The organism is Sphingomonas astragali, from assembly GCF_051400615.1.
Taxonomy (GTDB): Bacteria; Pseudomonadota; Alphaproteobacteria; order Sphingomonadales; family Sphingomonadaceae; genus Sphingomonas.
This window is the reverse complement of the sequence record NZ_JBLFFH010000002.1, coordinates 1,035,385-1,053,656: the sequence shown is the minus strand read 5'-3', so window position 1 is coordinate 1,053,656 and position 18,272 is coordinate 1,035,385. Positions and strand designations below refer to the sequence as shown.

Below are 18,272 nucleotides of genomic sequence, written 5' to 3'. Positions count from 1 at the left end.
TCATCTATTCGTCGTTGAAATGACGCTAAAATTGCACTGAACGGTCATTGTAGAGTCTCCGAAGCGTCGCCGAACTGGCATCGCTCCGTCACACATGCCGCCTAGCGACGGCAGCAAGGTCGGCCGGGGGGAACCGAGTCGATCCCGGGCAAAACAGGCCCTTTCAGCACAACCGTCGGATCGGACACGGAGACCCTCATGCGAAGCTTCCAGCGCCTCGGCCTTATCCTTTTGACCGGCGTTGCCGGTGCGGCCCTTTCGGCCTGCGACGGCGCGTCCAGCGTCGCTTCGCCCGGCGAAGGCGGCATCGTCACGCCCAGTCCTTCGCCGACTCCGACACCCACGCCGACCCCGACGCCCACGCCGACGGGCGGCCCGGCGGCGGATTGCCCGACGGGCACCAACAATGTCGGCGTGGTCGGCAATTATCGCTCGTGCCGTCTGCCGGCGCTGATCACCGGCACGCTCAACCTGCCCAGGCTGGCGGGCGTCGCCTATGAGATCAACGGTCGCGTCGACGTCGGTGTCGATGTCGGCGGTGCGGGCAACCTCAGCAGCCAGACCGGCCTGCTGACGATCGAGCCGGGCGTGCTCGTCTATGCGAACACGACCAACGCCGACAACGACTTCCTGATGGTCAACCGTGGCTCGCGCATCTCGGCGGAGGGCACCGAGACCCAGCCGATCGTCTTCACCGCGCAGCAGAATCTGGCCGGCAGCGCCACCGATGATTCGCAGGGCCTGTGGGGCGGCGTCATTCTCGCCGGCCGGGCGCCGATCTCGAACTGTAACCTGCTGGGCATCGCCGGCGGCGCGGTGAACTGCGAGAACATCGTCGAGGGCACCGGCAACGTGCTGTTCGGCGGCGCCACGCCGACCGACACCTCTGGCGTCATGCGTTACGTCCAGATCCGCTATTCGGGTACGCCGATCGCGCAAAACGTCGAGCTGCAGGGCCTGACGCTGGCCGGCGTCGGTTCGGGCACGACGATCGACCACGTCCAGATCCACAATTCGTCGGATGACGGCATCGAGGTCTTCGGCGGCCGCGCCAACATGCGCTATCTGGTGTTCACCGGCGCCGACGACGACGGGCTCGACGTCGATGTGGGTTGGCAGGGCCTGGTCCAGTTCGTCCTGCAGATCCAGAAGCCGAACAATACGCAGACCGACAATTATTCGTCGGAAGTCGACTCGAACGGCAGCGAGGATGCGCTCCCGCGCACCAACTATCGCCTCGCCAACTTCACCTTCATCTCGACGACGAGCGGGACCAACGCGGCGGTGCGCATCCGTGGCGGCGCCGACGTGACCTGGGTCAACGGCATCATCACCAGCCCGAGCGCCTGCCTCAACGTCGTCGCCGGCGAGACGAGCAGCTCCGACAAGTCGACGATCCGGCCGGCCAATACCTCGCTCCAGGATCTCGGACCGCCGGTGTTCAACTCGATCTATTTCGCCTGCAGCGCGCTGTCGGCGGAATCGGCGCAGAACGGCATCACCGTCACCAACGCCGAACAGGCCGCGCTGGTGACCGCAGGCAGCAACAATGTCGCCGACGGGACCGCGGCGAACGCGCTGACCAACACCTTCTATCCGGGGACCGGCGCGACTGCAGTAACGCCGTTCAATGCGGCTTCGCTCAACCCGTCGCAGACCGGTTTCCTGGTCCAGACGTCGTACATCGGCGCGGTCAGCGGTCCCAACGACACCTGGTTCCAGGGGTGGACCTGCAACTCGAACCGCGCGAACTTCGGTTCGACCAGCGGCGCCTGCACCGGCCTGCCGTCGTCATAAATGTGCGTGAGGGGGGCGGCACGATGAGCTTGGGGCCGCCCCCCACCGCATCGTTCTGCCTCTCGCACCGGAACCGCACATGAAGACCATCGCCTACGGCAGTCTCTTGCTCGCGAGCACCATGCTCGTAGCGCCCGCCGCCTTCGCCCAGACCACGGGATCGGCCGGCACGCCCCAGGCCAATCCACCGGCCGGCCAGGTCACCGAACCGACCACCCCGGCGGAAACCCAGGATCAGCCTCAGCAGGAGCAGGTCGAAACCTCTACTCCGGGCGCTGAATCCGAGGCCGATATCGTCGTCGTCGGCCGCAATATCCCGAATACTGTCCGAGCGACGCCGCAAGTGGTGTCGGTGCTGTCGAGCGCGGACATCGCCCGTACCGGCGAGGGCGACATCGCGGGTGCGCTGCAGCGCGTGACCGGTCTGTCGGTGGTCGGCAACGGCTTCGTGTTCGTGCGCGGCCTCGGCGACCGCTATTCCTCGTCGATGCTCAACGGCTCGCCGCTGCCGAGCCCCGAGCCGCTGCGCCGCGTGGTGCCGCTCGACATCTTTCCGACCAACATCATCGCCTCGTCGCTGGTGCAGAAGAGCTATTCGGTGAACTACCCCGGCGAGTTCGGCGGCGGCGTGATCAACCTCACGACGCGGGCGGTTCCGGAGAACAGCTTCCTCAAGCTCGGCGGCTCGGTGGCATTCGATACCGTGACCACCAGCGAGCTCGGCTATGTCTATGACGGCGGCGGTGCCGACGTGTTCGGCTACGACGACGGCGAGCGCACCGTGCCGGGCTTCATCAAGCGGGCGGGTGCCTCCGGCACGTCCGTGACCGATCCCGCGCAGCTCATCGGCCTTTCCAACGCGCCGACGACGCTGGTCGAGGAAAATTATCATATCCCGCCGAACTGGACGGGAGAGATGAGCTTCGGGACGTCCTTTGACGTCGGCAGCGTGCGTTTCGGCGTGATCGGGGCGGGCGGCCTTTCCAATAGCTGGCGGACCCGCGACGCGATCCAGCAGGTCAGCGACGCGCCGAGCGGCAACCTGACCCGCGATTTCCGCACGGTGACGACGGACAACCGGATCATCGCCAACGGCCTGCTCGGCTTCGGCGCGGAATTCGGCGAACAGAAGATCCGCTTCACCAACCTCTACATCCACGACACGCTGAAGCAGGCGATCCTGGGAGCCGGCAGCACGAGCAACGTCGGTGTGTTGCCGGGGGATATCCAACCCTTCATCCAGCAGAACACCAATTGGTTCGAGCGCCAGCTCATCGACAGCCAGCTGGTCGGCGAATTCAAGTTCAGCGACCTTTCGGTCGATCTGCGCGGGAGCTATGCCAACACCAAGCGCAAGTCACCCTATGAGCGCGAGTTCGACTATCAATACAGCACGCTGGTGAACGACTATATCAACCAGCTCTCCGGTTTGCAGAGTGCGACGGTCAACTTCAGCGATCTCGACGAGACCCTGTGGTCGGGGCAGGCGGATTTCGCCTATAAATTGCCGACCGATCGGCCGATCACCCTGTCCGCGGGCTATTACTATTCGGACACGAGTCGCGACTCGTCGCGCTACACCTTCGAGTACAGGCTGCCGGGCGGCAATGCGCTGAATCTGGCCGTGGCGCAGGAGCGGCCCGACTATCTGCTCTCGGATTACAACATCCAGACCTACGGCATCATCCTGCAGAACACGTCGACCTCGCTCGGTGCGGCGGAATATGATGCCAAGCTGCGCATCCACGCCGGCTATGCCCAGGTCGAGGGCGAGATCACCGACGGCCTGCGCGCGACGGCCGGCGTCCGCTACGAGACCGGCAAGGAAGAGGTGAGCACGGGGACGTTCAACCGCGTGCTCGACAACGACTATTGGCTGCCGGCGGTCACGCTGACCTGGAATTTCGCCGCGGACCAACAGCTTCGCCTGCACGGCTCCAAGACGATCGCGCGTCCGCAGTTCCGCGAGCTGGCGCCGCAGATCTATCAGGACTACGAGAGCAATCGTCAGTTCTTCGGCAATCCGCTGCTGGTCGATTCGCAGCTGTGGAACGCCGAGGCGCGGTACGAATGGTTCTTCGCGCGCGATCAGCGGATCACGCTGGCCGGCTTCTACAAGAAGATCGACAACCCGATCGAGGCGGTGGCCTTCTTCCCGTCGGGCTCCGACAATCTTCAGACCGGCTTCTCGAATGCGCCGGAGGCCCAGCTCTATGGCGGCGAGGTGGAGGTCCAGAAATATTTCCGCCTCGATAATATCTTCAGCGATCCCTTCTTCGCGACGCGGCGCCTGCTGTTCATCGCCAACTATACCTATACGCATTCGAAGATCACCGCCGACGACACGCTGGTGCCGAGCCCGATCCAGCCGCTCAACGGCAACCCGGTGATGATCCCGGCCAACCTGCTGTTCGACGACGGCGCGCCGCTGGTCGGCCAGTCGGATCACCTCGTCAACGTCCAGCTCGGCATCGAGGATACCGCGTCGCTTTCGCAGCTCACCGTGCTGTTCAACTATGCGAGCGAGCGCGTCACCAACCGTGGTCCGGTGGCCGCCGGCGGCGGCACGCGCCTGCCCGACCTGGTCGAGAAGCCGGGCATCCGCCTGGACGTGGTCGCGCGGCAGGGGTTCCATGTGCTGGGCGGCGAGTTCGAGCTCAAGTTCGAGGCACGCAACCTGACCAAGACGCGCTATCAGGAATATCAGACCTTCGCGGACGGCAAGCGCGTCGACGTCAACACCTACAACCTCGGCCGCGTCTTCTCGATCGGGCTGAGTACGACGTTCTGATCCCGCCGCCCCGGCGGATCATGGAAAGGCGGCGGTCGGACGGGAGTCCGCCGCCGTTTTCCTTTCACCCAGGGCTCAGCGCGGCCAGTGGCGTTCGCGGAACCATTTGGTGATGACATATTTGGTGCCCGCCCGCACCTTCATGCCGTGGTGGAGCGTCGAGGGATTGACGCGGCCGTCGGGACGCAGGTTGTTCCAGGCGAGCAGCTTGCCCGCTTCCGGCTGGACGATCTTGTCGATCGCCTTGAAGCGGGTGGCGCCGCCGGCCTCGACGTCGTTCAAATAGATCATCACCGTCCAGGTGCGCTGGCCGGGCACCGCGCAATGGGTCTGGAAGTCGAGCCCATGCGGATCGAAATAATCGGTATGCGCCCTGAATTCCTGGCCGACCGCATAGCGCTGGCCTTGCATCGACTCGCCGTGGCGGAGGTCGAGTCCGGTCAGCGCGGCGATGCGCCGGTCGATCTCGGCCACGGCGGGATCATGGTCGGACAGATGGCAGGTCTCGCTGGTGCGATAGGCGGCGTCGCCGTTATCGTCGGCGACGGTCGACGGCTGCCGGTTGGCGTCGATCTGCGCGATGATGTTCGCGCGGAGCGCGGGCTCCAGGAAGTCGCGGAGCATGAACAGCGTCAGCTTGGGGCTCGGCACGCGCTGCACGCCGGGATGTGCCATGATCGATTCGATCACGGGCTCAGCGGGAAAGCCCGATCCGGGGGCGGGCTGGACATGGGCATCGGACGCGCGGCTGGCCATGCGACGGACCCTGCCAAAGCCCGTTCGCGGATTCCAGCCCCCGCCGCCTTGATTGCCGGCCAAACCCCGGCTAAGCGCGCGGCTTCACGGCGATCGTAGCTCAGTTGGTTAGAGCATCGGTTTGTGGTACCGAGGGTCGCGGGTTCAAGTCCCGTCGATCGCCCCATTTTCGACATCACCGCATTTTGGGCTGGCACCCCGGCTGCTAAAACAATATTGCCCGCGCGAGCAATTTTCGATTGAGCGCGGAGGCGGCATTGAGCTCGGCTTGGGACCTTCCCGATTACGACGATCACGAGGGCGTCCATCTGTTCGCGGACCCCAAGTCCGGAATGCACGCGATCATCGCGGTGCATTCGACCGCGCTCGGCCCGGCGGCGGGCGGCGTACGCTTCTGGCATTATGCCGACAGTCAGCAGGCGCTGACCGACGCGCTGCGGCTCTCCAGGGGCATGAGCTACAAGAATGCCATGGCCGGGCTGCCGATGGGCGGCGGCAAGGGCGTGGTGCTGGCGAGCGCGCCCGGGACGGAGATCGCCACGGCACAGCTCGAGGCGTTCGGCGACGCGGTCGAGTCGCTCGGCGGTCGCTACGTCACCGCCGAGGATGTCGGCATGTCCGAGGCGCGGATGAAGGTGATCGCGACGCGGACCAAGCATGTCTCCGGCCTGCCGGTCGCGGCGGGCAGCGCGGGCGGCGATCCGGGGCCGTTCACCGCGATGGGCATCTATCTCGGCATCAACGCCGCCGCCAAGCGCGCGCTCGGCGCCGAAGGCATGAAGGACGTGCATGTCGCGATCCAGGGCGTCGGCAGCGTCGGGGGCGGCCTCGCGCGGCTGCTGGCGGCGGATGGGGCGCGGCTCACCATCGCCGACGTCAATGTCGAGCGGGCCGGGGCGCTGGCGGCGGAGATCGGTGCAGAGGCCGTGCCGGCCGACGAGGTGCTGGCGGTGCCCTGCGACATCGTCAGCCCCAACGCGCTGGGCGCGATCCTGACCGAAGCGTCGATCGCGGCGCTCGACTGCAAGGCGGTGGCGGGCGGCGCCAACAACCAGCTCGCGACGCCGGAAGACGGCGCCCGGCTGGCGGCGCGCGGCATCCTCTATGCGCCGGACTATGTCATCAACGCGGGCGGCATCATCAACGTCGGGCTCGAATATCTGGGGCAGGGCGACCGTGCCGAGGTGGAGGCCCGCATCGCCCGCATTCCGGACCGGCTGATCGAGGTGTGGGACGAAGCCGACCGTACCGGTCAGCCGACGAGCGACGTGGCCGACTCGATCGCGCGGCGGCTGATCGGGCGGGGATGACAGGCAGGAGCCCGCGCTCTTCCGAAGGGCCGTGCCGCCGGCGCTAAAGTGTAGGGAGTCGCGTAGCATTCGTTCACTTTGCTTCACTTTGCCCCGACCGCGCGTCGCGGCGGCCAAGTAGGGTGAAGCACGCGAAATCCTATTAGGAAAGATAGAATCCTCCCGCTGGCGGGGGAGGATCGAATGAGGCCGCACTTCCGGATGACGACAGTGGAAATGGTGCCGCAAAGCCCCTAGACACGCGTCCGTGCCTGCGATCCACGCCCTTGCCAACCCCGCGCGCTTCCTGCGCATTGCCCGGCCGCTGACGGCGCCGCTGTTCTGGGCGGGCGTCGTGCTGATCGCGTTCGGTGCCTGGGCCGGCCTCACGCAGACGCCGCCTGATTATCTCCAGGGCGAAAGCGTGCGCATCCTCTACGTCCATGTGCCGACCGCGTGGCTCGGCCTCGGCGGATGGAGCGCGATCGCGGTTTCCAGCATCGTCTATCTGGTGTGGCGGCATCCGCTGGCGAGCATCGCGGCGCGCGCCGCGGCGCTGCCGGGGGCGCTGTTCGCCTTCCTGTGCCTCGCCACCGGGTCGATCTGGGGGCGGCCGACCTGGGGGACGTGGTGGCAGTGGGACGGGCGGCTGACCTCGATGCTGCTGCTGTTCTTCGTCTATTGCGCGTACATGGCGCTGAGCCGCGCCGATGCCGAGCGCGGCGGCGACGGGCGCATCCCGGCGCTGTTCGGGATCGCGGGCAGCGTGCTGCTGCCGATCATCCGCTATTCGGTGGTGTGGTGGAACACGCTGCACCAGGGGCAGAGCATCGGCCTCACCGGTTCGAGCATCGACGGATCGATGCTGTGGCCGCTCGGCTTCACCCTGTCGGGCTTCACCCTGTTCTTCGTGGGCGTGGTGCTGATGCGGATGCGGGCGATGATCGCAACGACCCGCGTCGAGGCGCGGATGCGGCGGATGGCGGCGGCGTGAACCATTGGGCCTTCATCACCGCCGCCTATGCGCTGACGCTGGTCGCGTCGGCCGTGGCAGCCTTCGCGAGCTGGCGGGCGATGCGCCGGGCGGAGAAGGCGGCGGAGCAGCTCAGGCGCTCATGAAGGCCAAGCACCAGCGCCTGACGCTCGTCCTGCTCGCCGTCGTCGCCGTGATCGCGGCAGGATTGCTGGCGCTGTCGGCGCTCAGGGATCAGGCGGCGTTCTTCTATGCGCCGGGCGATGTCGCCAAGGGCGTGCCGGTGGGCAAGGCGGTGCGGCTCGGCGGAATGGTCGAGAAGGGCTCGCTGAAGCGGGCACCGGACGGAGTCACCCAGACCTTCGTCGTCACGGACGGGGTGGCGAAGGTTCCGGTGCGCTTCGCGGGAATCGCGCCGGACCTGTTCCGCGAGGGGTCAGGCGTGGTCGCCGAGGGCAGCTTCCTCGCCGACGGATCGTTCAGGGCGACGAACCTGCTCGCCAAGCATGACGAACGCTACATGCCGCCAGAGGTCGCAGGCGCGATGCACAAGTCGAAGTCGCTCCAGCCGTGATCGCGGAGGCGGGCCTCGCCGCGCTGTGGTTCGCCGCGGCGATGGCGCTGATGCAGCTTCTGCTGGTGGGGATGGGGCTGCGCCTTTCCCCCTCTCCCTCTCGGGGAGAGGGCTATTTGCAAATTCTTGCGGCCGTCCGCCCGGTCGCCATCGTCGGCGGTATACTGACCTGCATCGCCTTCGCCTGCCTGATCGCGGTATTCCTGCGCTCCGACATGTCGGTGCTGCTGGTCGTCGAGAACAGCCATTCGGCCAAGCCCTGGCTCTACAAGTTCGCCGGCGCGTGGGGGAACCACGAAGGGTCGATGCTGCTATGGGTGACCGTGCTCGGCATCGCCGGGGCGGCGATCGCGGTGCTCGAGCACCGGCTGCCGGAGCGGACGTTGGTAGCGACGCTGGGGGCGCAGGCGGCGATCGCGCTCGGTTTCTTCGGGTTCCTGCTGATCGCATCCAATCCCTTCGCGCGGATCGATCCGGCGCCGCTCGACGGCGCGGGGCTCAATCCGCTGCTGCAGGACCCCGGCCTCGCCTTCCATCCGCCGACGCTCTACTTCGGCTATGTCGGGCTGTCCGTCGCCTTCTCCTTCGCGGTGGGGGCGCTGCTGACCGGCGACGTCGGTCCGGCATTCGCGCGGGCGATGCGGCCGTGGGTGCTGGGAGCGTGGATCTTCCTGACGATCGGCATCACCGCCGGCAGCTATTGGGCCTATTACGAGCTCGGCTGGGGCGGCTGGTGGTTCTGGGACCCGGTCGAGAACGCCTCGCTGATGCCGTGGCTGGCGGCGACCGCGCTGCTCCATTCGGTGACGGTGCTGGCGACGCGCGACGGCCTCAGGGCCTGGACGGTGATGCTGGCGGTGGTCGCCTTCTCGATGTCGATGATCGGGACATTCCTGGTACGCTCGGGCATCCTCACCAGCGTCCATGCATTCGCGGTCGATCCCGAGCGCGGCAGCTTCATCCTCGCGCTGCTGGCGATCTACATCGGCGGGGCGCTGCTGCTGTTCGCGCTGCGGGTGGGCACGGTGAAGGCCGGCAACACCTTCGAGCTGCTGAGCCGTGAGGGCGGGCTCGTCCTCAACAACCTGCTGCTGAGCGTGATCCTGGGCGTGGTGCTGATCGGGACGCTCTATCCGATCGTCGCGGCGGGGTTCGGCGTGCAGCTGTCGGTCGGCAAGCCCTTCTTCGACAAGGCGGTGGGGCCGGTCGCGCTGCTGCTGGTGGTGGCGTTGGCGGCCGGGCCGTTGATCCGGTGGCGGCGCGACGACTGGGACGCGTTGCTCGGGCGGATGACGGCGCCGATCGCCGTCACTCTGTTCACCGGAGTCGCATTGGTGGTGTTCGCCGCCGATGCCGCGCATCCGATCGGCGTGCTGCCGTTCGCCGGCCTGGCGCTGGCGGCGGGGCTGGCGGTGGCGAGCGTGGCGCCGCTGTGGAAGCGCGACCTTCGCCGCACGCCGCTGTTCACCTGGGGTATGGTGGTCGCGCATCTCGGCGTCGCGGTGAGCCTGGCCGGCATGGCGAGCGACAGCGCCTTCACCCAGGAGCGGCTGGTGGCGGCACGGATCGGCGCGCCGATCGAGATCGGACCGTTCCGGGTGACGCTCGACGGCATCGCGCCGGCGATCGGGCCCAATTGGTCGGCGCTGGAGGGGCGCCTGACGGTGACGCGGGGGCAGGAGGGCACGCCCTTCGTGCTGCGCCCGCAGCAGCGTTTCTTCGCCAACCCGCCGACCACGACCAGCGAGGCGGCGATCGCGACCCGGGTCGACGGACAGCTCTATGCCGTGCTGGGGCAAAACAACGGCGATGGGCGCTGGCAGGTCCGACTATGGTGGAAGCCGCTCGTCACGCTGATCTGGCTCGGCGGCGGGATGATCGCGCTCGGCGGCGCGCTGTCGCTGATCGGCCGCGTGCGGCGTGAACGGCGGAGCGCGCTGAGGGAGGCCTACGCGTGAAGCGGTGGCTGATCTGGGCGCCGTTCGCAGTGTTCGCGGTGATCCTGTGGGTGGTGGCGGGCCAGCTGCTCAAGCCTGCCGATCGCACCGTCAAATCGGCGATGGTCGGCAAGCCGCTCCCCGAGTTCGCGCTGCCGGCCAACCAGGCGGGCAAGCCGGGGCTTGCAACCCGCGATTTCAAGCGTGGCGAGCCGCGGCTGCTCAACGTGTTCGCGAGCTGGTGCGTGCCCTGCATCGCCGAGGCGCCGCAGCTCATGGCGCTGAAGCAGGCCGGCGTGAAGATCGACGCGGTGGCGGTACGCGATACGCGGGCCAACGTGGCGCGGTTCCTTGGTCGCTATGGCGATCCCTACGAGCGGATCGGCGACGACAGGACGAGCCAGGTGCAGCTGGCGCTCGGATCGTCGGGGGTGCCCGAGACCTTCGTGATCGACGGCAATGGCGTGGTCGTCTCCCAGCATATCGGCGACATTCGGCCGGAAGAGGTGCCCGAAATCCTCGATGCGGTGAGGAAGGTGCGGTGACGGGGCCACGCATCCGTGGTGCCGGACTTGTTCCGGCATCCGCCGGGCGGCAAGGGCCGGAGCCGATGGGTGCGCGGCGCCGTGGACCCCGCCACAAGGCCGGGGTGACGATGGGATTGTGGCTGACGGCGATGGCCGTTCCCGCGCTGGCGCAAACCGCTCTTCCTGCCGCTCGATACGCCAATACCCAGCTTTCCGACCCGGCGCAGGAGGCCAAGGCCAAGACGCTGATGGAGACGCTGCGCTGCCTCGTCTGCCAGGGCCAGTCGATCGCCGACAGCGATGCCGACATGGCGGCCGACATGCGCTCGCTGGTGCGCGAGCGGATCGCGGCGGGCGAGAAGCCCGAGGCGATCCGCGAGTGGCTGATCGCGCGCTATGGGGATTATGTGACCTATGATCCGCCGATGAGCCCGCTCACCGCGCCGCTGTGGCTGGCGCCGGTGGTGCTGATCGTGCTCGGTGCGCTGGTGGCGCGGGCGAGCTTCCGGCGGCGGAGGCGCGGCTGATGGGCTGGCTGTTCCTCGCGCTGATCGGCGCCGGCGCCGCGGCGCTGTTGTGGCGGCTTGGATTGCCGCGGATGCTGTGGTCGTTCGCGGGCGCGGCGCTGATGCTGGGGGCGACCGGCTATGCGCTCCAGGGCAGGCCGATGCTGCCCGGCCGGCCGACCGAAGCGTCGAAGGTGCCGGGCGTGGTCGAACCGGTGATGAGCGAGCTCCGGCTCAAGATGTTCGGCAGATTCACCTTTGCCGAACCCTATTTCGTCGCGGCCGACGCATTGCAGCGCTCGGGTGCGAAGGGGAGCGCGGTCAGCCTGCTCATCGGCGGCATCTCGAGCGCCAAGCAGAATGCCGCGCTGTGGACGGCGCTGGGACAGGCCTATGCTCTGCACGACGGCACCGTATCGGCGCCGTCGCGCTTCGCTTTCAATCAGGCGATGCGGCTGGCGCCCGAGCATCCCGGGCCGCCCTTCTTCCTCGGCGTGGCCTATCTCGATGCGGAGCAGTTCGCGGAGACCCGCAAATGGTGGGCGCGGGCCTATCGGCTGAGCCCGCCGGGGACCAGCTACCGCGAGGAGATCGGGACTCGCCTGCGGCTGCTCGATCGCTATCTGGCCGAGGAGGGAGCCGGCGGCGCCGGCTCCCTGATCGTCAGCCCGCCCACGCCTCGTACGGCAGGTCGAGGTCGTCGGCGACGGCCTTGAAGGTGATCTTGCCCTTGTAGACGTTGAGGCCAGCCGCGAGGTGCGGATCGGCCTTCATCGCCGCCTCGGCGCCCATGTTGGCGAGCTTCAGCGCGAACGGCAGCGTCGCGTTGTTGAGCGCGAAGGTCGAGGTGCGCGCGACCGCGCCCGGCATGTTGGCGACGCAATAGTGGATCACGCCGTCGACCTCGAACACCGGGTCCTCATGGGTGGTGGCGTGGCTGGTCTCGAAGCAGCCGCCCTGGTCGATCGCGATGTCGACCAGCACGCTGCCGCGCTTCATGGTCCTCAGCATGTCGCGCGTCACCAGCTTCGGCGCCGCCGCGCCCGGCACCAGCACCGCGCCGATCACGAGATGCGCGTTCCTGACCGCCGCGGCGATCGCGGCCTTGCTGGCATAGGCGGTCTTGATCTGGCTCGAGAAGAACATGTCGAGCTCGGCCAGGCGGTCGTTGTTGATGTCGTAGATGGTGACGTCGGCGCGCATCCCGACCGCCATCTGCGCGGCGTTGACGCCGGCGACGCCGCCGCCGAGGATCGCGACCCGCGCCGGCGCCACGCCCGGCACGCCGCCCAGCAGCACGCCGCGGCCGCCCTGTTCCTTCTCGAGATAATGCGCGCCGACCTGCACCGACATGCGGCCGGCGACCTCGCTCATCGGCTTGAGCAGGGGGAGGGCACCGGTCTTCGACGTCACCGTCTCATAGGCGATGCAGGTCGCGCCCGACTTCATCAGCCCCTCGGCCTGCGGCTTGTCGGCGGCGAGGTGGAGGTAGGTGAAGAGGGTGTGGCGCGGCTCGAGCAGCGCGATCTCCTGCGGCTGCGGCTCCTTGACCTTCACGATCATGTCGGAGGCGGCGAACACCTCCGCGGCGCTCCCGACGATGCGGGCGCCGACGTCGACATAGTCCTGATCCTCGAAGTCGATGCCGAGACCCGCTTTGGTCTCGACGATCACCTCATGACCGGCGGCGGTCAGCTCCGCCACCGACGGCGGCGTCAGGCCGACGCGATATTCGTGGTTCTTGATCTCCTTGGGCACCCCGACGCGCATCGTGCGATCTCCTCGATTCTATGTGGCGCGCCCATAGCGGGAAAGTGGGGGCGGAATCCGTGCAAAATCGCCCGTCCGACCGGTATCCAGACGCATGGATTTCTGGAAAGAACCGCCGTAGCAAAGGATTTCATGCAGACCGACCGGATCGACTCGGCCATCCTCAAGATCCTCGCCGAGGATGCGCGGGCGAGCGTCAGCCAGGTCGCGGCGCAGGTGGGGCTGTCCCAATCCGCCTGTTCGCGGCGCATCCAGGCGCTGGAGGCGTCCGGCCATATCCTCGGCTACGGCGCGCGGCTCGGGCACAAGCGACTCGGCTTTCACGTCACCGCGCTGGTCGACATCACCCTCTCGACCCAGGTCGAGGAGGATCTCGCCCAGTTCGAGCGGGCGGTATCGGAGATCGACGGCATCGTTTCCTGCGCGCTGGTGTCGGGGCACCAGGACTATCGCCTGCAGATCATCTGCCGCGACCTCGACGATTACGAGCGGCTCCACCGCGAGCATCTGGGGCGCCTGCCCGGCGTCAACACCATCGCCAGCAGCTTCGTTCTCCGCCAGGTGCCGACCCGCAGCGAGGCCGACGCGCTGTTCGGCTGAGGGACACGTCCCGGCAATGCCGTGTTGCGGGCGCGGCAGGGGAGTGCTAGGCGCCGCGCCTATTCGTAGAACAGCAGGTATGCGGTCCCCGATGACCCACGTGCATTTCCCCCGGGCACAGACTCTCCGCCCGTGAACCAGTCAGCATCAACGTCGACGGAAGCCCCGTTGGCGTCGGCCGAGGAGGCGTCGCTCGACGAATTGGCGTCGGCGCACCACCAGCGCAGCGACAGCTTGGCCAAGCTCGTACTCGGCGCGATCGGCGTCGTGTTCGGCGACATCGGCACCAGCCCGCTCTACGCGCTCAAGGAATCCTTCATCGGCCACCATAAGCTGGCGGTCGACCATCTCCATATCTTCGGTGTGATCAGCCTCATCTTCTGGACGATGATGCTGATCGTCACCGTCAAATACGTCTTCGTGATCATGCGCGCCGACAACAAGGGTGAAGGGGGTAGCCTGGCGCTGCTGGCGCTGATCACGCGGCGGACGGGGGCGAAGCGCTGGTCGGCGGGACTGGTGATGCTCGGTGTGTTCGCGACCGCGCTTTTTTACGGCGACAGCATCATCACGCCGGCGATCTCGGTGCTGTCGGCGGTCGAGGGCCTCACGGTGGTGCAGAGCTCGTTCGCGCCGTTCGTGCTGCCGATTGCGACGATGATCCTGGTGTTCCTGTTCTTCCTGCAAGCGCGGGGGACCGATTTGGTCGGCAAGCTGTTCGGCCCGATCATGGCGGTCTATTTCGTAACCCTCGCGGGCCTCGGCATCTACCATATCATCGACCGGCCCGAAGTGCTTCAGGCGCTGTCGCCGCACCATGCCTTCAATTTCTTCGCGCACGATCCGGTGCTGGCGTTCCTCGCGCTGGGGTCGGTTGTGCTCGCGGTCACGGGAGCCGAGGCGCTCTATGCCGACATGGGGCATTTCGGACGCAAGCCGATCGTCTTCGCCTGGTATTTCGTGTTCGCCGCGCTGATCCTCAACTACCTCGGCCAGGCGGCGCTGCTGATGAACAATCCCGCGGCGGTCGAGAATCCCTTCTTCAATCTCGCGCCGGAGGAATGGCGGCTGCCGCTGGTCGTGCTGGCGACGATGGCGACCGTCATCGCCAGTCAGGCGGTGATCTCCGGCGCCTTCTCCGTCACGCAACAGGCGATCCAGCTCGGCTTCATCCCGCGGATGCGGATCACCCATACGAGCGCGGTGGCCGCCGGCCAGATCTACATCCCGGGGATCAACTGGGCGCTGCTGGTGATGGTGTTGCTGCTCGTGTTCTCCTTCCAGAGCTCGACCAACCTTGCCGCCGCCTATGGCATCGCGGTGACCGGCACGATGTTCATCACCAGCTGTATGCTCGCGGTGCTGATGTTCCGCGTCTGGCGTGTCAACAAGGTGCTGGCGACCGTCACCATCATGACCTTCCTGTTGATCGACGGCACCTATTTCGCCTCGAATCTCACCAAGATTCCGGACGGCGGCTGGTTCCCGTTGCTGGTCGGCCTGGTCATCTTCACCCTGCTCACCACTTGGGCGAAAGGGCGGCATCTGATGATCGACAAGCTGCGCGAGAGCGCGATGCCGATCAGGGTGTTCATCCAGTCCGCGGCCCATTCGGCCTCGCGGGTGCCGGGCACCGCGGTGTTCATGACCTCGACGCCCGAAGGCGTGCCGCACGCGCTGCTCCACAACCTCAAGCACAACAAGGTGCTGCACGAGCGGGTGGTGCTGCTGACGGTCAAGATCATCGACGAGCCCTATGTCGCCGACAGCCGGCGCGTGAAGCAGGAGGACCTCGGGGAAGGCTTCTATCGCCTCATCCTGCTCTTCGGCTTCATGCAGGAGGCAGACGTCCCCGCCGCGCTCAAGGCGATCAAGATGCAGGGCGGCGAGTTCCGGATGATGGAGACCAGCTTCTTCCTCGCGCGGCAGACGCTGCTGCCGTCGTCGCGGCCGGGGATGGCGCTGTGGCGGGAGCAGCTGTTCGCATGGATGCTGCGCAACGCCGAAAGCGCGATGGAGTTCTTCCGCCTGCCCACCAATCGCGTGGTCGAGCTCGGGAGCCAGGTCGAGATTTGAGCGGGCCGCCCGTCCACATCCTCCACCTGCATTCGAGCTTCGCGCTCGGTGGCAAGGAAGCCCGAGCGGTGCGGCTGATGAACGCGTTCGGCGACCGGGCGCGGCACACGATCGTGTCCGGCGTACCCGACCAGCTCGGCGCGCGCGAGGCGATCGCGAAGGGCATCAGGTACGAGATCGCGCAGAATCCGCCGCCGCTGACCGGCAAACCCTCGGTTGGACGCTATGAGGCGCTGGCACGGTTCATGCGCCGGTTCGATCTGGTGCTGACCTATAATTGGGGCGCGATCGACGCGGTGATGGCGCGCCGCGTGTTCGGGAAAGGCCTGCCTCCGCTGGTCCATCACGAAGATGGCTTCGGCGCGGACGAGGCGAAGCGGCTCAATCCGGTGCGCAACATGTACCGTCGGCTGGCTCTGCCCGCCGCGCACGCGCTGGTGGTGCCGTCGTCAGGGCTGGAGGAGGTCGCCCGTACCGTCTGGAAACAGCCGGCGGCGCGGCTCCGGCGCATCTCCAACGGCATCGATACCGCCGGCTATGCCCGCAAGCCCGATCCCAAGGCGATTCCCGGCTTCGTGAGGAGGGCCGGGGAGGTAGTGATCGGCACCGTCGCCGGGCTGCGCGAGGTCAAGGACCTGCCGATGCTGGTCCGCGCCTGCGGCGGCCTTGCCGGCAATATCCGGCTGGTGATCGTGGGGGAGGGGCCGGAGCGGCAGAAGATCCTCGATACCGCCGAGGCGATGTTCTTCGAGGACCGGGTGGTGCTGCCGGGATTCCTGCCGAATCCGGCGCGCTATATCGGCCTGTTCGACGTCTTCGCGCTCTCGTCGAAAAGCGAGCAGCAGCCGATCGCGGTAATGGAGGCGATGGCGGCGGGATTGCCGGTTGCGTCGCCTCCGGCAGGCGACATCCGCGAGATGGTCGCCGAGGAGAACCGCCCGCTCATTCCCGACGACTGGTTCGAGGTCCACCTACGCGATGCCATCCAGTTCCTGATCGACGAGCCAAGTTCGCGCCGCCATATCGGTCGGGCGAACCAGGCGCGCGCACGTGCGTTGTTCGATGAGGGTGCGATGATCGCGGCCTACGCCGAGCTGTACGGCACCGCAGTGGGACGGCCCGGCGCGTTCGGGTGAGCGAATTTCGCTCGCGTTGGCGCCGATGTCCGTCTAACTTCGGCGGGATTGCTTTTCGGAGGTACTATTGTTCAAGGGGCTGACGCCGATCATCTACAACGGCCGCGAAGTCTGGCCGATTGTCGAGGGCGGTAAGGGCGTGTCCGCAACGAATCACGCATCGGCGGGCGCCTGGGCGGCGGCAGGAGGCATCGGCACAGTGTCGGCGGTGAACGCCGACAGCTATGATCCCGAGGGGCGCATCATCCCGCAGGTATATAACGCGCTCACCCGGCGCGACCGGCACGAGGAGCTGATCGTCTATGCGATCGAGGGCGCGGTGCAGCAGGTCAAGCGCGCCTGGGACATCGCCGGCGGGGCGGGTGCGATCAACATCAACGTGCTGTGGGAGATGGGTGGCGCGCAGCGCGTGCTGCACGGCGTGCTCGAGCGGACGCGCGGGCTGGTGGCGGGCGTCACCTGCGGCGCGGGAATGCCCTACAAGCTCTCGGAGATCGCCGCCTCCTACGGTGTCAACTACCTGCCGATCGTGAGTTCCGGCCGCGCCTTCCGCGCATTGTGGAAACGTGCCTATTCGAAGGCGGCGGAGTGGCTGGCGGCGGTGGTTTATGAAGACCCGTGGCTCGCCGGTGGGCACAATGGCCTGTCGAATGCCGAGGATCCGCTCAAGCCCGAGGATCCCTATCCCCGCGTCAAGGCGCTGCGCGAGACGATGCGCGAGGGCGGCTTGTCCGACGACGTGCCGATCGTGATGGCGGGCGGCGTCTGGTATCTCAGGGACTGGAACGACTGGATCGACAATCCCGAGCTCGGCAAGATCGCCTTCCAGTTCGGCACCCGCCCGCTGCTCACCAGGGAAAGCCCGATTCCAGAGGAGTGGAAGGCGAAGCTGATGGAGATCGAGGAAGGCGAGGTGCTGCTGCACCGCTTCTCCCCGACCGGCTTCTATTCCTCGGCGGTGCGCAACACCTTCCTGCGCAGGCTCGAGGCGCGGTCGGAGCGGCAGATCCCATTCTCGATGCAGGAGGCGGGCGACCACACCTTCCAGCTCGACGTCGGCGTCAAGGGCAGGAACTTCTGGGTGACGCGTAACGATCTGCTGCGCGCGCGCGCCTGGTACGGCGCGGGCTTCACCGACGCGCTGAAGACACCGGACAACACGCTGGTGTTCGTGACACCCGAGGAGAAGGCGGAGATCCGCAAGGACCAGGCCGACTGCATGGGCTGCCTCAGCCAGTGCCAGTTCTCGTCGTGGGCGGATACCGAGACCAATTCGACCGGACGCCTCGCCGATCCGCGCAGCTTCTGTATCCAGAAGACGCTGCAGGACATCGCGCACGGCGGTCCGGTGGAGAACAATCTGATGTTCGCCGGTCACGGAGCCTATAACTTCAAGCGCGATCCCTTCTATTCCAACGGCTTCGTCCCGACGGTGAAGCAGTTGGTGGACCGTATCCTGACGGGGGATTGAGGAGGTAGGAAGTTCCTATTCCTTCCGTCATTCCCGCCTTCGCGGGAATGACGGGAATCGAACTCTGCG

Annotated in this window: 16 protein-coding genes and 1 tRNA gene; 15 read left to right on the top strand and 2 right to left on the bottom strand. The window is 67.0% G+C overall.

All coding sequences use genetic code 11. From position 1 onward, the window contains the following. Positions 1-198 precede the first annotated feature (198 nt). Positions 199-1,797, top strand: coding sequence for a beta-helix domain-containing protein (locus ACMGER_RS13185; RefSeq protein WP_436812591.1), 1,599 nt, complete (start codon positions 199-201; stop codon positions 1,795-1,797). Between the two features lie 79 nt (positions 1,798-1,876). Next, a complete protein-coding gene (locus ACMGER_RS13180; RefSeq protein ID WP_436812590.1) occupies positions 1,877-4,588 on the top strand; it encodes a TonB-dependent receptor domain-containing protein in 2,712 nt (903 codons plus the stop codon). 75 nt (positions 4,589-4,663) lie between these two features. Here the strand turns inward: ACMGER_RS13180 and ACMGER_RS13175 are convergent, their stop codons facing one another. Further along, positions 4,664-5,344, bottom strand: a complete 681-nt coding sequence (locus ACMGER_RS13175; protein WP_436812589.1) for a prolyl hydroxylase family protein — start codon at positions 5,342-5,344, stop codon at positions 4,664-4,666. An 89-nt stretch (positions 5,345-5,433) separates the two neighbouring features. Between ACMGER_RS13175 and ACMGER_RS13170 the strand changes: the two genes are divergently transcribed. The 9 genes from ACMGER_RS13170 (at position 5,434) to ACMGER_RS13130 (ending at position 11,866) form a co-directional block, all read left to right on the top strand. Continuing rightward, positions 5,434-5,510 (top strand) — tRNA-His (locus ACMGER_RS13170). Positions 5,511-5,601: 91 nt separating this feature from the next. Beyond that, positions 5,602-6,654, top strand: a complete 1,053-nt coding sequence (locus ACMGER_RS13165) for a Glu/Leu/Phe/Val family dehydrogenase (protein WP_436812588.1) — start codon at positions 5,602-5,604, stop codon at positions 6,652-6,654. 247 nt (positions 6,655-6,901) lie between these two features. Next, complete coding sequence (ccmC, locus tag ACMGER_RS13160) at positions 6,902-7,627, top strand: heme ABC transporter permease CcmC (protein ID WP_436812587.1); 726 nt, start codon at positions 6,902-6,904, stop codon at positions 7,625-7,627. Then, the gene (ccmD, locus tag ACMGER_RS13155; protein ID WP_436812586.1) at positions 7,624-7,752 is read left to right on the top strand and encodes a heme exporter protein CcmD; all 129 of its coding nucleotides are present in this window, start codon (positions 7,624-7,626) and stop codon (positions 7,750-7,752) included. The genes ccmC and ccmD overlap by 4 nt, the downstream gene beginning before the upstream one ends. Beyond that, positions 7,749-8,180, top strand: coding sequence for a cytochrome c maturation protein CcmE (gene ccmE / locus ACMGER_RS13150; protein WP_436812585.1), 432 nt, complete (start codon positions 7,749-7,751; stop codon positions 8,178-8,180). The genes ccmD and ccmE overlap by 4 nt, the downstream gene beginning before the upstream one ends. Further along, positions 8,177-10,138 (top strand): heme lyase CcmF/NrfE family subunit, encoded by a 1,962-nt coding sequence (locus tag ACMGER_RS13145; RefSeq protein ID WP_436812584.1) that lies wholly within the window; start codon positions 8,177-8,179, stop codon positions 10,136-10,138. Before ccmE ends, ACMGER_RS13145 begins: the two co-directional genes overlap by 4 nt. After that, positions 10,135-10,662 (top strand): DsbE family thiol:disulfide interchange protein, encoded by a 528-nt coding sequence (locus ACMGER_RS13140; protein ID WP_436812583.1) that lies wholly within the window; start codon positions 10,135-10,137, stop codon positions 10,660-10,662. Before ACMGER_RS13145 ends, ACMGER_RS13140 begins: the two co-directional genes overlap by 4 nt. A gap of 110 nt (positions 10,663-10,772) precedes the next feature. Next, positions 10,773-11,171 (top strand): cytochrome c-type biogenesis protein, encoded by a 399-nt coding sequence (locus ACMGER_RS13135; protein WP_436812881.1) that lies wholly within the window; start codon positions 10,773-10,775, stop codon positions 11,169-11,171. Continuing rightward, positions 11,171-11,866, top strand: a complete 696-nt coding sequence (locus ACMGER_RS13130; protein ID WP_436812582.1) for a tetratricopeptide repeat protein — start codon at positions 11,171-11,173, stop codon at positions 11,864-11,866. The genes ACMGER_RS13135 and ACMGER_RS13130 overlap by 1 nt, the downstream gene beginning before the upstream one ends. Here ACMGER_RS13130 and ald read toward each other — a convergent pair. Further along, on the bottom strand, positions 11,814-12,920 hold the full coding sequence (ald, locus tag ACMGER_RS13125; RefSeq protein WP_436812581.1) for an alanine dehydrogenase: 1,107 nt from the start codon (positions 12,918-12,920) through the stop codon (positions 11,814-11,816). The genes ACMGER_RS13130 and ald overlap by 53 nt on opposite strands. Before the next feature lie 132 nt (positions 12,921-13,052). On the opposite strand from ald, the gene ACMGER_RS13120 reads away from it, so the two are divergent. The 4 genes from ACMGER_RS13120 to ACMGER_RS13105 all read left to right on the top strand — a co-directional run bounded on the left by ACMGER_RS13120 (position 13,053) and on the right by ACMGER_RS13105 (position 18,203). Beyond that, on the top strand, positions 13,053-13,520 hold the full coding sequence (locus ACMGER_RS13120) for an Lrp/AsnC family transcriptional regulator (RefSeq protein WP_436812580.1): 468 nt from the start codon (positions 13,053-13,055) through the stop codon (positions 13,518-13,520). Positions 13,521-13,688: 168 nt separating this feature from the next. Then, on the top strand, positions 13,689-15,596 hold the full coding sequence (locus ACMGER_RS13115; RefSeq protein ID WP_436812579.1) for a potassium transporter Kup: 1,908 nt from the start codon (positions 13,689-13,691) through the stop codon (positions 15,594-15,596). Beyond that, positions 15,593-16,732, top strand: coding sequence for a glycosyltransferase (locus tag ACMGER_RS13110; RefSeq protein WP_436812578.1), 1,140 nt, complete (start codon positions 15,593-15,595; stop codon positions 16,730-16,732). Before ACMGER_RS13115 ends, ACMGER_RS13110 begins: the two co-directional genes overlap by 4 nt. 67 nt (positions 16,733-16,799) lie before the next feature. Continuing rightward, complete coding sequence (locus tag ACMGER_RS13105; RefSeq protein ID WP_436812577.1) at positions 16,800-18,203, top strand: NAD(P)H-dependent flavin oxidoreductase; 1,404 nt, start codon at positions 16,800-16,802, stop codon at positions 18,201-18,203. The last annotated feature ends 69 nt before the right edge of the window (positions 18,204-18,272 follow it).